The organism is Anabaena catenula FACHB-362 (assembly GCF_014698735.1).
In the GTDB taxonomy this organism is placed as follows: Bacteria; Cyanobacteriota; Cyanobacteriia; order Cyanobacteriales; family Nostocaceae; genus Anabaena; species Anabaena variabilis_A.
The window spans coordinates 1-14,352 of record NZ_JACJTQ010000046.1 but is presented as its reverse complement, the minus strand read 5'-3'; the positions used below and the strand labels follow the sequence as shown (position 1 = coordinate 14,352).

14 protein-coding genes are annotated in these 14,352 nt (G+C 37.7%); 9 read left to right on the top strand and 5 right to left on the bottom strand.

Annotation, left to right across the window (positions count from 1 at the left end):
* Nucleotides 1-315 precede the first annotated feature (315 nt).
* The 5 genes from petJ (at nt 316) to H6G68_RS21855 (ending at nt 5,118) form a co-directional block, all read left to right on the top strand.
* Complete coding sequence (gene petJ, locus H6G68_RS21875) at nt 316-639, top strand: cytochrome c6 PetJ (protein ID WP_190908530.1); 324 nt, start codon at nt 316-318, stop codon at nt 637-639.
* 88 nt (nt 640-727) lie between these two features.
* Nucleotides 728-1,645 carry a tetratricopeptide repeat protein gene (locus H6G68_RS21870; RefSeq protein ID WP_190908529.1) on the top strand — a complete coding sequence of 306 codons (918 nt, stop codon included), beginning with the start codon at nt 728-730 and terminating at the stop codon, nt 1,643-1,645.
* 157 nt (nt 1,646-1,802) lie between these two features.
* Complete coding sequence (locus tag H6G68_RS21865; protein WP_190908528.1) at nt 1,803-3,863, top strand: TonB-dependent receptor plug domain-containing protein; 2,061 nt, start codon at nt 1,803-1,805, stop codon at nt 3,861-3,863.
* A gap of 130 nt (nt 3,864-3,993) precedes the next feature.
* On the top strand, nt 3,994-4,890 hold the full coding sequence (locus H6G68_RS21860; protein WP_190908527.1) for an ABC transporter permease subunit: 897 nt from the start codon (nt 3,994-3,996) through the stop codon (nt 4,888-4,890).
* A gap of 66 nt (nt 4,891-4,956) precedes the next feature.
* Nucleotides 4,957-5,118 (top strand): hypothetical protein, encoded by a 162-nt coding sequence (locus H6G68_RS21855; protein ID WP_190648334.1) that lies wholly within the window; start codon nt 4,957-4,959, stop codon nt 5,116-5,118.
* 82 nt (nt 5,119-5,200) lie between these two features.
* Here the strand turns inward: H6G68_RS21855 and H6G68_RS21850 are convergent, their stop codons facing one another.
* Nucleotides 5,201-7,789, bottom strand: coding sequence for a tetratricopeptide repeat protein (locus tag H6G68_RS21850; protein ID WP_190908526.1), 2,589 nt, complete (start codon nt 7,787-7,789; stop codon nt 5,201-5,203).
* Nucleotides 7,790-8,191: 402 nt separating this feature from the next.
* Between H6G68_RS21850 and H6G68_RS21845 the strand changes: the two genes are divergently transcribed.
* Nucleotides 8,192-9,085 carry an ROK family protein gene (locus tag H6G68_RS21845; RefSeq protein ID WP_190908525.1) on the top strand — a complete coding sequence of 298 codons (894 nt, stop codon included), beginning with the start codon at nt 8,192-8,194 and terminating at the stop codon, nt 9,083-9,085.
* A 171-nt stretch (nt 9,086-9,256) separates the two neighbouring features.
* On the opposite strand, the gene H6G68_RS21840 is transcribed toward H6G68_RS21845, so the two are convergent.
* Nucleotides 9,257-10,624, bottom strand: a complete 1,368-nt coding sequence (locus H6G68_RS21840; protein ID WP_190908524.1) for a DUF3370 domain-containing protein — start codon at nt 10,622-10,624, stop codon at nt 9,257-9,259.
* A gap of 39 nt (nt 10,625-10,663) precedes the next feature.
* Complete coding sequence (locus H6G68_RS21835; protein ID WP_190908523.1) at nt 10,664-11,227, bottom strand: pyroglutamyl-peptidase I family protein; 564 nt, start codon at nt 11,225-11,227, stop codon at nt 10,664-10,666.
* A gap of 69 nt (nt 11,228-11,296) precedes the next feature.
* Between H6G68_RS21835 and hisH the strand changes: the two genes are divergently transcribed.
* Nucleotides 11,297-11,932: an imidazole glycerol phosphate synthase subunit HisH gene (gene hisH, locus H6G68_RS21830; protein WP_190908522.1), complete on the top strand. Its 636-nt coding sequence runs from the start codon at nt 11,297-11,299 to the stop codon at nt 11,930-11,932.
* A gap of 63 nt (nt 11,933-11,995) precedes the next feature.
* Entirely contained in the window at nt 11,996-12,556 is a 561-nt protein-coding gene (rsmD, locus tag H6G68_RS21825; protein WP_190908521.1) for a 16S rRNA (guanine(966)-N(2))-methyltransferase RsmD, read from the top strand.
* Between the two features lie 61 nt (nt 12,557-12,617).
* On the opposite strand, the gene petG is transcribed toward rsmD, so the two are convergent.
* Entirely contained in the window at nt 12,618-12,731 is a 114-nt protein-coding gene (petG, locus tag H6G68_RS21820; RefSeq protein ID WP_083389681.1) for a cytochrome b6-f complex subunit V, read from the bottom strand.
* A gap of 208 nt (nt 12,732-12,939) precedes the next feature.
* On the opposite strand from petG, the gene H6G68_RS21815 reads away from it, so the two are divergent.
* Nucleotides 12,940-13,314: a c-type cytochrome gene (locus H6G68_RS21815; RefSeq protein WP_190908520.1), complete on the top strand. Its 375-nt coding sequence runs from the start codon at nt 12,940-12,942 to the stop codon at nt 13,312-13,314.
* Nucleotides 13,315-13,543: 229 nt separating this feature from the next.
* On the opposite strand, the gene H6G68_RS21810 is transcribed toward H6G68_RS21815, so the two are convergent.
* Complete coding sequence (locus H6G68_RS21810) at nt 13,544-14,014, bottom strand: tetratricopeptide repeat protein (RefSeq protein ID WP_190908519.1); 471 nt, start codon at nt 14,012-14,014, stop codon at nt 13,544-13,546.
* Nucleotides 14,015-14,352: the final 338 nt, after the last annotated feature.

Here is a 14,352-nt window from a genome sequence, read left to right as displayed (position 1 = left end):
TTTATTCTTGCTAGTCTTAAATTCCCATTTACATAAATTTACATTTTTCATCCATCCTCAAACTAGTACCTCAGGACGGAAATTGAAAATTGAAAACTTAAAATTTAAACATTAAAACACTTGTTTGATCAGCTTTTCGCCTATTTTAAATAGTAGGTGGATTTCCACCGCAGTTTACTAGTAACTCAGTCAATTTCAAACCCTTAATTGTCAGAGCTAAGTTTGACAGCCTGTCGTTTGACACAAGCAACTGCTCAACTCACAATTATAAGGGAGATTTGACAGAATCAGCCGTTGTTGTAGAGAGAACACGAGATGAAAAAGATAATTTCAGTATTACTGTTAGGCATAGCTATCTTCACCTTTGCCTTCAGTAGTCCAGCTTTGGCAGATGGAGCTACAGTATTTAGTGCTAACTGTGCTTCTTGTCACGCAGGTGGCAAGAATTTGGTTAACGCTGCTAAAAGCCTCAAGAAGGCGGATTTGGTAAAGTACGATATGTACTCAGCAGAGGCAATTATTGCCCAAGTTACAAATGGTAAAAATGCTATGCCTGCTTTTAAGGGTCGTTTAAAATCAGACCAGATTGCAGATGTAGCTGCTTACGTACTGGAACAAGCAGATAAAGATTGGAAGTAATCCCATATCTAAGGTGATTAACTAATAATTTGCGGGGCTTTTTGTCCCGCTAATTTTTGTAATTCTGAAATTATCAAAGGAGATGTGTATGACTTATTTCTGGCGATTAATTTTCAGTATGATTATAGCTTTTTATATAGCTTTTTTAGCCCCAAGTGCAAATTCATCACTTCTTGCTAACACCCAAATTCCAGCCAGTGATTTTTTTAAATTGGGTGTAAACCAAATGCAGCAAGGTAATTACCAATCAGCAATTGAGAATTTGACTTTGGCGATTCAAATGCACAGTAACTTGAGTGCAGCTTATAGCGATCGCTGTTTAGCATATCTACAGCTACAAGATTATCATGCTGCGATAGCAGATTGTACCCAAGCACTAAATTTAGCACCTGATAACTCTCAAGCTTATCTCAACCGGGGACTAGCACAATACAGACAAGGGAATTATCCCAATGCTATTGCTGATTACAATCAAGTAATTGCGCTAACACCGGATAATTTTCGCGCTCACTACAACCGAGGGATAGCTTTTGCTGGAGAAGGTAATTACTCCCAAGCGATCATTGATTATAACCTGGCATTAACTCAAATTTCCCCCACTAACACGCTACTGTTAGCAGATATATACAATGACAGAGGTTTAGCTTATTTAGAGTTGCAAAATCTAGCAGCGGCTATGAAGGATTTTAATTTAGCAATTCATTTCAACGCTGATGATGATAGAGCATATTTTAACCGAGCTTGTGCCTGTGAGCGTAGCGGTGATATCCTAGGCGCAATGCATGACTTTTCCCAAGTTATCAGGCTGAAACCCAGTAATGCACTAGCTTACGTTAATCGGGGAGTAGCCAACTATAACTTAGGGTACTATCAAAGAGCGATCGCTGATTTACAAAAAGCGTCAGCATACTTTGAACAGCAAAAACAAACATTGGCCTACAAGAAAACCTTATATTTGCTGAAAACTGTTCAACAAGAAATCTCATCAGTCATGGAAATTGCTTAACTCTAATACTGAGTAAGTGACAATTCTCGAACCCATACCCCAGGAAAGTTCTGAGTATTGATGAATTCAAGTATGACAGCTTGTCTTTTGACACTTTTTATATTAATAAGGTAAATCTCACATAGTAATTGTTTTTACCGGGTGTAAGTTCAGAAATATGAATAAGAATTTGTTTTTACTGCCAGTTTCTTTATTGAGCTTACTGGTAGCCTTTCCTGCTGTCGCTTCTGAAAATGAAAATCAAAAAACCTCAATAAATTCAGATATTCCTAGTTTAAGTGAAATTGAACTACCCGCCACCAATGCTGAATTATTAACTCAACAACCAGCATCAACTGAAGTTAATGAAGAAACGCAGCCAGAAGCAGATATATCCATAGAAACAATTGGACAAAAAGACCCTTTACCTGAATCTACTCCCACTTATGTAATTGAAAAAGAAGAAATTCAAAAACAGGGTGCAACCAGCGTTGCTGATATTTTGAAAAGAATGCCAGGTTTTGCGATCAATGATGTCGGACATGGTGCAGATATTCACACAGGTACATATTACCGGGGTGCATCAATTAACCAATCTGTATTTCTGATTAATGGTAGACCAATTAATAGTAATATCAATACCTATCATGGTGCAACTGACTTAAATAGTATTCCTATAGAAGCTATAGAAAGAGTTGAATTATATAGTGGGGCTGCTTCCTCTTTATATGGTTCATCAGCTTTTGGGGGAGTTGTCAATATCATTACTAAAGAAGGTGATGGTAAACCTAAATTAAATGCTAGTGCAGAATTTGGCTCATTAAATTTAAATAATCAACAGATAACTTATGGTGGTTCATCTGGTGCAGTCAAGTACAACTTTAGCTTTGAAAGATACTTTATCGATAACCGTTATCGTGTACCTGTGGGAGCAGCAAACCGTGATGCTGAAGGATTTTTATCCAATGCAGATACAGCTACAAGCACTTATTTTGGCAGCATTGGTGTAGATTTAGATCCCAAAAATTCGGTCAATTTAGATGTGACTGCACTGAGTAGTCGTCGAGGTTTAATTTATTTCGGTTTCCCCTTACAAAAAGACCGACTTGATCATGATGGTTTAAATATTGGTTTATCTTGGAAAACTCGACTTGGTAAGGGAGAAAACTCTAATTTAACAACTTCTATTGGTTATAACCAAGATTACTTTAGCACTTATGGCCCTACCGCAGGTACATTTTACCGCACCGGGATTTTAGATACTCAACAAATTACAGCCAGAGTAGATCATGATTGGAAACTTAGCCCTAATAATCAGTTGCGTTGGGGTTTAGATTTAAAAAATACTAACTTAAATGGTGATGTTTTTAGTACAGCACCTAATAGAATTGCCAACAATGAAAAAGAAAATCGCAGCCTCTTAAATACAGCTTTATTTGCTGTCAATACTTGGAATATTAGCGATGCTTTTCAAGTTGATTTAGGGCTAAGACAAAGCTTTGATGATCAGTTTGGCAATTATCTTAACCCTAGTTTTGGCTTACGTTATGCTGTGAATCCAGCCGTTGCTGTGCGTGGCAGTTGGGCCGGAGCGCAGCGCAATCCTGGTTTAGATCAGTTATATGTTTATGATACGGTTCATGCTTGGCAACCAAACCCTGATTTAAAACCAGAAACTGGTTCTGCTTGGACTGCGGGAGTGGATGTAAGATTGTCTAATAATTTGCTGGGACAGTTTACCTATTTTGGCAGTAGTTTAGATAATCGGTTAGGAGTAATTAGTGGAAGATGGGAAAATATCGGCTTAGTAGATACCAATGGTTTAGAAGCAGCGTTGCAATTAAAAATTGCTCGTCAATGGTCAACTTTTCTCAACTACACTTATACAGATGCCCAAATTAAAACTGGAACTGAAAAAGGATTACAATTAGGATTAATTCCTTACTCTTTACTTCAAGCTGGAATTGGTTATGAAAAGGCGGGATGGCAGGCTAATATATATGTGACTTATAATAGTGGTTCCCGTCGCTCTGTTTTCACCAATACTGCTGGTGGTGATAAAAATACAGACTTCTCAGCGTCTTTTGTGAATTTAGATTTGAGTGGTCGGATTCCTGTCAGTAAAAATTTGGGGTTGATTATTTATTTGGAAAATTTACTCGGTGAGCAATATGAGCGAGTTAATCGTATTTATAGTCCTGGGTTTACTTTTCGAGTGGGTTTAACTGCAAATATCTAATTTCTCCTCCATCCAAAGCAGCAGATACCCGAATTTTTAGACAAGTCGGGTATCTGATTATTTAATGTAGCGTTGTCAAAATCTGCTAAAGTATCTGCTAATCGATAGGCTGGTTTTAGTAGGAAGCGACGTGACCATTACAAAACGCCAATTACCTAATTTTTTCAAATTCAGCAAAAATCCTAGCCTTTCTCAGAGATTAATGCTGATTGGGTTAGGAATTACTCTGTTTTTCATTTTTTTAGCCTTCTTCGCACCCGTATTTCAGGCTTGGGGATGGCTACAAAATCCTAAAGAATTTCTCTCTAACCCCATTCACGAACCACCCTCAGCTAAACATTGGTTTGGGACAAGTCGCTTGGGTTATGATGTATTTTCCCGAACTGTATTTGGTGTGCAAGCCGCATTGCAAGTAGTGATTTTGGCAACGGCGCTGAGTATGGTGATTGGTGTACCATTGGGGATGGTGAGCGGCTATCTGGGTGGAAGATTAGATAAGATATTGCTGTTTCTCATGGATAGCATTTACACCCTACCAGGATTATTACTTTCCGTCACACTGGCATTTGTAGTGGGGAGAGGAATCTTGAATGCTGCGATCGCTATTAGTATCGCCTACATACCCCAATATTATCGCGTTGTTCGCAACCACACTGTCAGCGTCAAAACCGAAGTCTACATCGAAGCCGCGCAAGCAATGGGCGCTTCTACCTGGGTTATATTATCCCGCTATCTATTTTTTAATGTCATTCAAAGCGTACCAGTCCTCTTTACTCTCAACGCCGCAGATGCCATATTAGTTTTAGGCGGTTTAGGATTTTTGGGTTTAGGATTACCAGAAGAAGTCCCCGAATGGGGATACGATTTAAAACAAGCTCTAGAAGCACTACCCACAGGCATTTGGTGGACTACTCTTTTCCCTGGTTCAGCGATGACATTCCTTGTGGTAGGGTTATCACTACTTGGTGAAGGGTTAAACGAATTTGTCAATCCCCGTCTGAGAAGAGAAAATAGTATTCGCAAGTAGGGGCAGAAAAACCCGGTTCTTGCTAGTCATGTTCAGAATAGACAACTAACAAACTGAGAGATTCGTGTGAAAGATAACATTTCTTTAATTGCTGCTGCTGCTGGTGGGTTAATGCTTTCTGTTGCCCTTTCTGGGATTTTAAGAGGTACACCAGTCACCGAGTGGGAACAGGTAAGCAATAGTTCCTACCGAGTTGCTAATGTGCAAATGATTAGTAACCACAAATGAATAGGGATTATTGGCATCCACAAAACCCAATTTACATTTTTTTCTGCGTAACTGTAAACTATTTTGTCTCAAATATCCCTTTTTAATTGATACCTGCTAGTTGCAGCAGGTTTAATAAATTTTTACTATTTATCCATATATCTTCAGTAAAGTTTTGAGGATAAATAAAATGATGAAGATGCCAACCGGGGAGAGTTTCACCTGTTAAATAATAGTAATCTAAACCTACTAAATTACTAATCCACCAATAGCAATGATAAACGTAATTTGGTGAAAATAACTCAATAACTTGAGTTCCAGGTTGGCAAAAGACCAAATTCGTTAAACCGCTACCATGAGGAGAAATAATGACTTCAGCTTGAGAGAATAATGCAGCTTGTTCTAATACCGACATTGATTCTAAAATTACTGCTTCAAATCCATAATCTTCAAGTAAATCGCAAATTTCCTCTTCATTTAACAGTCTTCGACTTTTAGCAAGTTTTCTAGTAATATAAATTCGCTTTTGAGGAGATGTAAATTTGAAATATTCGGGTTGCAGAAAATGATGTTTTAAAAAATCACAAGTCCACTTTGGCATCCATGCTACACAACCTGGAAAAGAAGGAACAATTAACTGACTTGCTTGAATGTGATGAATTTTATTAATATTGATTTGTTTATTTTCTGGAATGTCTAGTAAATTTAAAGTTTCTCTTTGAAATGGTAAACTATTATCAACTACAAAGTAATCAATTTCACTAAAATTTATTTCTTTTATTCTTAATAATTCCCATCTGGGTAAAACATCTAACATCCAATGAAAATAAATGTTGTTTGCAAGTCCAGCTAAAACAGCTACAGTTCCTTCAAGCAAATGAATTGGAGGTAGTTTTTGAACAGAAAATACAGCGTGTTGACTCGGATTTTTATCAGGATGATTAGGGCTTAGAATTGGAAAATCTGGAGAAATATCAGCTAAAAAATGGGATTCATCCGTCATAATTGCTGATTGAGTTTGATCTGAACTTAACCAAAATCTGCCTTGAGGAATTGTCGCTACAAATGAAGATGGTAGTTTAACTATGTTACCAAATCTAAAACTAAAATGTATAGAATTATCTAAAGATTTTGGATAATTTAAACTGACATCAATTTCTGGATAAATTTCTACATAATTAGATTGTCCTAAAAGATTATTTTGTACCCAGTCTTGAGTCGATTCATAAAAATGAGCAGGAGGAGAAATCGGTTGAAGTTGGGATAAATCAAAATTTTTAATTAATGCTTTTTCTTGATTAATAATGTTGATTAATGTTTCCACTAAAACAGTACTATCTGAGTTAGTTTCTATGGCTTGTTTAAAAAAACTAATACCCTCTTCCAACTGACTATTTTTTGCGAAAATAAAACCTAAATAAGCCAAAGTTAAAGGAGAATTTGGTTCTTTTTTTAGTTGCTGTTTTAAAATACTAATTGCTTCTTCTATATTCCCACTTCTAAACAATGCCATTCCTAGTAGGTAATATGATTCAATGAAATTAGGATTAATTGCAATTACTTTTTTTAAGTACAAAATCGCTTGTTGATAATTCTCTAATTTTAACCAAGATTGACTCATTACATAATAAATGTCTTCATGATTATCAATATTCATAATCTTGCTTAACATAGCCATTGATTCTGTAATTTTATTTTGCTCTAACAGAATTTTGCTTAATGCTAAGGAGATATTTAAATTTTGTGGATCTATTTCTACAGCTTGCTGAAGTAGTTTATCAGCAATTTCAGGATATTTTAAAGAGATGGTTTGACTTAAATAAAAATACAATTCACTTTTCTGATTGTGAGGATTATTTATTAAATTTATAAATTCAATTCCATTTATATTAGTATTACTTAATGTTATTTTTTTAGATCTTAAAATATTTATTAAATCTTGAGCAAATTGAGGATTAAGTTGAATAGCTTTGTGTAGATATTTAATCCCTTGATCAAAATTTCCTATCTGAATAAATGCTAAAGCTAAATCACTATAAGCAGGGGCATAGTCTGCTTGCATTTGAATTGATTTCTCTAAATAATTAATAGCTAAATTCCAGTCTTGAAGGTGAGTATAACAAATGCCAATTTGATAATATATTAAATTATTTTCCCGACCAAATGAAAGTACATTATGATAACATCTAATCGCCGATTCAAAGTTTTCTAGCTTATACAATATATGGGCTTGATTAAAATAAGCATCAACCGCATCTGGTTGAATTTGAATAACAGTTTCCCAGTGTTCAATAGCTGTGTCTAAATCTCCCTGCATTGCCACAGCATGACCTAAATTATAGTAAATTTCCGCGTTACTGTTGTCCCACTCTACAATCGCTTCATAAATTTGTTGAGCTAGTTCAGCCTTGTGGCTAGATAAATATTTATGTGCTTTATTGTTTAATATTTCAATGAATTCTTGCCAATCCTGTTCTTGTAAATCAAAATTTGTGTTAGTCAAAGTCGATAACCAAATTGATTGAGCTTGAGATTCATTTCCTTGTAATAACCAAGATAATCCTAAAAACCAATAGGAAGAAAGTAAATCAGGAGCCAAATCAATACATTTCTCATAAAGGCTGATAGCTTCTGAAAAATTTCCTTCTTGCAGATTTAAATCAGCATTATGTTTAAGATGATTAATATCCATTTATTTAACTATATAGGAATAATATTTGATTTTTGTGTTCACGTAGCGTGGCGTTAACCAAAGTGACCTGCACTCTGCGCTGAAAAAACTTATAGCATTTCCTAGTCTAATGAAGTACAAAATTATCTGCGTTTATCTGCGTCCATCTGTCTTGAAAAGTTTCCTACGCCGGGAAACCCGGCTTCGAGGAACTTTTCGCTGCGTTTAATTATTACTGCTTGTACCTCACTTGAATGGGAATTGCTATAGTATACTTCTTTCCCTTTGCTGATCAAAAAAACTCTCCGCTTCAGCCCTAGTCCTAAGTATATTTCTAGCACCCAGCGAAGCTAACCACCAGACACGATATGATTGGTATGATTTTTTGGTTTTATCTAAAATAAATATTTGGGAATCAGCCTTGTGCAGCAAGTAATTGGTATTGATTTGGGGGGAACAGCGATTAAGCTGGGGCGTTTTACAGCAGATGGTACTTGTTTACAATCTTTAACGGTAGCAACTCCCCAACCTGCAACACCGGCAGCGGTAACGATGCAGATGGTAGATGTGATCGCTCAAATTGACCCAGATAATCAAACTATAGCTATAGGTGTGGGAACTCCTGGCCCTGCGGACGCAACTGGACGCATTGCTAAAGTTGCCATTAACCTCTCTGGATGGCATGATGTTCCCTTAGCAGATTGGTTAGAAGCCAAAACTGGTAAACCAACCATCCTCGCTAATGATGCTAACTGTGCAGGGTTGGGGGAAGCTTGGTTAGGTGCCGGTCGTCACTTTCAAAATCTGATTCTCCTGACTTTAGGGACTGGGGTTGGTGGTGCAATTATTCTCGATGGTAAATTGTTTGTCGGACATCAAGGCGCAGCCGGAGAATTAGGTTTAATTACCTTAAATCCTAACGGATCAATGTGTAATAGTGGCAATCAAGGTTCTTTAGAACAGTATGCGTCCGTAACAGCGATTCGTCGCCGTACTGGTAAAGAACCAGCAGAATTAGGCGCACTTGCTCAAGCCGGAGATGCTGAAGCTTTGAGTTTTTGGCAAGAATATGGCAGAGACTTAGGAATTGGTTTAACGAGTTTAATATATGTACTTACACCACAAGCAATTATTATTGGTGGTGGTATCAGTGCTAGTTTTGACTTTTTTTTACCAGCTGTGCAGGCAGAAATTGAAAAGCGGGTTTTACCTACATCGCGTCTAGGTTTACAAATTTTGCCCGCAGAACTGGGTAACTCAGCAGGAATGGCAGGTGCAGCTAAATTAGCAATGACATTGTGTTCGGTTAAAGACTGATAATTAGGGCTGACCTTTTTTAATTAAAAGTTAAAAATTAAAAATTAAAAATTTAAGATTAATAATAATTTTTAATTAATTAATTTTGGGTGCAAGCCCCACTGTTTGCAATTTTTAATTAATAATTTTTAATTTTTAATTGGAATTGTCTGCGGTTAAAAGCTGATAATTTTACTTATTTTCAGCTTGAGTTGAAACAGTTAAAACTTGTGGTGGTGAAGCATCTGGAGGATAGAGAAAGTCTACTTCTACTACAGAGCGATCGCCTGACTTCATATTTAATGACACCAACGGTTTCCCTTGTTCACCTCTAGTTTGCACTAAATGTACAAATTCAGTTTTTGGTTTACCTTGATCATCTTGATAACGTACTCGCACTGTTCCTCGAAAGAAGACTTGACGCGCTGGTGTGGTGAAAAAGCGTAGTCCTGATTTATTCAACTGATCTTCTTTGATTGGAGTTTGCACCGACACAGCTACAGTTTGCTGTTTTTGAGTTGTATTGTATAAAGGCAACTTGAGACTATACTGAATTCCATAATTGCCATGAGCGCGATAAGCCGTATCAGGATAGCGGACTAACATAGATGCGCTTTGAATTTGACCAGTACCAAAAGTACCACCATGCAGTGTGCTTAAAGGGTAAGAAAAAGCTTGACCGGGTTGAGGAATTGTCAAATAATTAACTTTAGAATTATCGACTAAGAGCGATCGCCATTGAGAACCACTCGCTACACCTGCTACCCTTCCATAAATTCTTGGTTTACCAGTTTCTTCAAGGGGAGTTGGGACTTTATCTCTTGGTGTAGATAATTCACCGTTATCTAATAAATTTTGCCACTCTGCTAAATTTGGCGCACGTTCACTACCATCAGCATTTGTCTGTGCAAACATAGCTAAACTAGCTGCGTAAACAGTTCCATTACTCGACAAGCGCATAAATGTAGATCGACCATTCAGTGGCGGTGTCAATCCTTGCACGGGAATTGGTAGATTTAATAACATCTGACTTGCCCCTGGAGCAATGACAATTTGAGCAGGGAAAATTGCTTGTCTTCTTCCTCTTAGCACATCAGACATCACCCGACTACCAGGGCCTGCAAAAACTGTACCCGCATTATTGGGCAGAAAAGAGGGTAATGGAATAAATGGTGCATCTGGTTGACTTAAATAACTTGCTGCTTGCAATATATTGACTTTCACTGGTTTAGCACCAGGGTTATGCAACATTATCCCCTTGTAAAGAGAACGTAAATTTTCTGGTGGTTCTGCTTTAGCAACATGATGAGCAAAGATATCAAACCGTCCCCGAAAAGGAAAATTTAAATGTGCCGTTGGTACTTTTTTCCCATTTCCTGGAAAGGTAGAAAGTAAAATTCCCTCTTTTAAAACCAATTCAGGACTATTGCTATTAAATACTGGCACAGTATCTAACTGCCCTGGTAAAGGACGAATTTCTTGTGGTTGTACCACTTCTTCCACTGGTGGTGTGACTTGAGTTGCTTGAGCGAGTGTTAAACAGAGTAAGAATGGCAACATAATATAGAGGAAAATTTTTCTAAAGAGACGCTGACAACCTTATATAAGTGCCAGTTTGTTAAGAATTAAAACAAAGTCAGCAAGAATACTGTGCAAATTTTCTTGATTCAAAATCGGAACATGAACAAAGATGCAAGGAATGGGGAGTTGAGATTGACTCAGGTAGTCCAACACTGAATGATAAAGACCTTCGCACACAAATTTACCACAGTCGTAGCTAATCTCAACTGCCTTTGTCCCAGCTACTAATTGTTCAACATCAACAGTAGTTTGCAAAGTTGTTTGCCAAAAACTTTCTGCACAATCTAGAGATAAGATATCCGTAGACTGTACAGATACGATACGAGCAACGACTTCGATACTTAATTGTGTACGACTTGCTGCCATGCCACAACAAATAACGTAATCAGGTTTAAGTTCATTGATTTTGGCAATGACGCGAGAACTAGCAAGCTGAACATCTACAGGTAGTCGGCGCAAAAAAATTAAATCATGAGGTAGACAAGCCATTTTGGCTAACTCAAGTAACAAATCATCAGAAGAATTTGACAGTTGTTCACTCAGCCAAGTGTCAAAAGAAGTTAATAGTATTTTTTTCTGCATAATAAATATTAATTAGAATTAGAATATAAATGAAATGCCCTCCCTAATAAATTTACAAGGAGCAGGTAAATGCCAGTAATTGCAGTCGTAGATTACGATATGGGAAATTTGCACTCAGTCTGCAAAGGTTTAGAAAAAGCTGGGGCAACTCCTAAAGTAACTTATTCTGCCAAGGAATTAGAACAAGCAGATGCAATAGTTCTGCCAGGAGTGGGAGCATTTGATCCCGCAGTGCAACATCTGCGATCGCGTAGTTTAGAACAACCGATTAAAGATGCGATCGCATCTGGTAAACCTTTCTTAGGTATTTGTCTAGGACTGCAAATTTTGTTTGAATACAGCGACGAAGGGACTCAACCAGGACTAGGAATTTTGCGCGGAAAAGTGCGGAGATTTCGCTCAGAGCCAAGTATTGCTATTCCCCATATGGGTTGGAATCAACTGCAACTCACTCAGCCAAAAAACCTTTTGTGGGAACATTTACCTTCCCAACCTTGGGTTTATTTTGTCCATTCCTACTATGTTGACCCAACTGAACCGCAAATTAAAGCGGCAACAGTTACTCATGGTAATCAAACTGTCACAGCTGCCATTGCTCATGAAAACCTCATGGCAGTCCAATTCCATCCCGAAAAATCCTCTAATATAGGATTGCAAGTTTTATCTAATTTTGTGGCTCAAGTCCGCGAAAAGATTCCTGCTTAATAAAAATTTGCAATTTTATTAGTTGTCTAAAACTCATAACCAATGACCAATGACTAATAGCTAATGAGTCTGAGAATTTACGGGAATCGACTGCTTAAAACTTTACCAGGGCAAGAAACCAGACCTACCAGTGCGCGAGTACGGGGGGCAGTTTTTAATATTTGGCAAGGGAAAATAGATGGTTGTTGTTGGCTGGATTTGTGCGCCGGTAGTGGTTCAATGGGGGCAGAGGCTTTATGTAGGGGAGCTAGATTGGTCGTAGGAATTGAACAATCTAGTAAAGCCTGTGCAATGATCAAACAAAACTGGCAGTTGGTAGCTAATACCAACCAAAAATTTGAGGTATTGCGAGGAAATGTACTCCAGCAGTTAAAAAACTTATCAGGTAAGCAATTTGACAAAATCTATTTTGATCCGCCCTATGCCAGTGGGTTATATCAGCCAGTTTTAGAAGCGATCGCTCATTATCAAATTTTAGATGCTGATGGAGAAATAGCCGTTGAACATAGTCCTCAAGCTTGGGAACCACCAGAAATCCCTAATTGGGAAATCTCCCATCAAAAAGTTTATGGCAATACAGCGCTAACTTTTTACAGAACTATGGAATTAGAAGAGATGGAGTGATGGGGTGCTAGGTTGATAGGATTCCAATTCTTTCTAACTCCCCACCACTCAGCACTCAGTTTTAGCCTCCCAACTCGTTGGGGCGCTTATATTGCCTATAAGCAGCGTAAAATAGTCCGCTAAGGGTAACGAAAATCAGACCCAAGACAATACCTGAAAGTAGGGGTTCAACCACTGTAAATCTCCTCTTTGCAATTATTCAACTTCGTTTCCTGTTTTTGATTTTACCAAATCCAGCATCAATCCCGCGCCCTATAATGTTTTTGGAATCTAAATACTATATAAAAATCATTATCTGTACTTGCAGACACAATCAAGAACTTTTAAGCTATGTGTAGGAAATGAAAAGTTTTTTGTACACCTAGACTGTAACAGCAACCCTTTTGGATAACCAGCTTACCAAACCTGAATCAAAGTTTCAGTGGATCGTTTTGTCGGCTTTAGCGATACTCATTGTAATCCCTTTGGCCATTCTTGGTGTTCAGATGGCTCAAGCCTCCGATCCATATGTCAAGAATGTCCTATCGCTAATGGGAAACCCAGTACAGGGAAAGGCTATCTTTCAAATCAACTGTGCTGGATGTCACGGTTTAGAAGCAGATGGACTAGTAGGCCCAAGCTTACAAGCTGTCCCCAAGCGTAAATCTCGATATGGGTTAATTCACCAAGTGATTAGTGGTGAAACACCTCCTATGCCAAAATTCCAGCCCAGCGCCCAAGAAATGGCAGACCTTTTGAGCTATTTGGAAGGTCTTTGAATGTTAGTACAAATTAACAACGATAGTCAGAAAAATGCTCTCCTACTACTATCAGTCCTGACAGATGGAATGTTGAATTTTTAATTTTGGAGATGTCTAATTAGAAAACTTTGCTTTGAAACTTTTTGAAAGCAGAGGGGCGCGGAGGTTAATGCATAGGTGACAATTACCAGCGTTCCTTTACGCCTTACTCTATATTATCCTGCGTTTAACAATTACAGTAATCTGTTTAACTCAGTTTGAGTGTACATTCCAGAATCAATTTTTGATTTACCAAGGAATAGGGTTGAATTTTTAATGCTTGTTGAAAAGCTTCAATAGCTTCACTATACTTTCCCAATGCTGCATAACACAACCCCATGCCGTGAAGTGCGCCAAAATGTACTGGATTTAACTCGACAACCATCTGGCAGTCATCTAGCGATTTTTGATAATTGCCTATACTATAGTAGAGAAAAGCTCGTCGATTCCAAGCTTCAGCGAAATCTGCTTGTATGTTTATTAATTCAGTTAGTATTTTTTCAGCGGATGTAATCTCTCCAGCATCAATCAACTTTTGACTGTGGTCAATTTTTTCTAGTCCGTATATACCTTTTTGCTGAAACCAGAGCCGCCAAATTTTTCGAGTCGCTTGCTCACGGACTATAGAATCAGGATTTTTCAAGTCGTCAAGTAGGGAATTGATAGATAAAGAATCCATGAATTTCAGATAGGTTAGTTTATCTTAGGAACAACTTTTGCACAAGATTATCTCCTAAGATGGACGTAAAGTCATCCTTGAATTCTCTTAAGTTAATTAAGAATTGTTCATGTTATAGCAATCGCCAAGGTTGTTAGGACACTAACTTATTATCAAACCTAGATACCAAAGTACTTTTCACTCTATTACCTGTCCTCTGCTATATCTTTTGTTAGCAATAGTATCTTACAAAAAAACAAAAACCCCCCGGAATGAAGCGGGAGGGGGATTTGTGGTAGTGATAGACCTGGCATCGAGCTATTTTGGCGTGGGGCAACCCCCAGACTATCGTGGCCGCA

Bases quoted from the DNA above. Each gene is read 5' to 3' on its own strand.
- petJ (WP_190908530.1), top strand. From the start codon at position 316: ATGAAAAAGATAATTTCAGTATTACTGTTAGGCATAGCTATCTTCACC.
- H6G68_RS21870 (WP_190908529.1), top strand. From the start codon at position 728: ATGACTTATTTCTGGCGATTAATTTTCAGTATGATTATAGCTTTTTAT.
- H6G68_RS21865 (WP_190908528.1), top strand. From the start codon at position 1,803: ATGAATAAGAATTTGTTTTTACTGCCAGTTTCTTTATTGAGCTTACTG.
- H6G68_RS21850 (WP_190908526.1), bottom strand. From the start codon at position 7,789: ATGGATATTAATCATCTTAAACATAATGCTGATTTAAATCTGCAAGAA.
- H6G68_RS21840 (WP_190908524.1), bottom strand. From the start codon at position 10,624: ATGTTGCCATTCTTACTCTGTTTAACACTCGCTCAAGCAACTCAAGTC.
- H6G68_RS21835 (WP_190908523.1), bottom strand. From the start codon at position 11,227: ATGCAGAAAAAAATACTATTAACTTCTTTTGACACTTGGCTGAGTGAA.
- hisH (WP_190908522.1), top strand. From the start codon at position 11,297: ATGCCAGTAATTGCAGTCGTAGATTACGATATGGGAAATTTGCACTCA.
- rsmD (WP_190908521.1), top strand. From the start codon at position 11,996: ATGAGTCTGAGAATTTACGGGAATCGACTGCTTAAAACTTTACCAGGG.
- H6G68_RS21810 (WP_190908519.1), bottom strand. From the start codon at position 14,014: ATGGATTCTTTATCTATCAATTCCCTACTTGACGACTTGAAAAATCCT.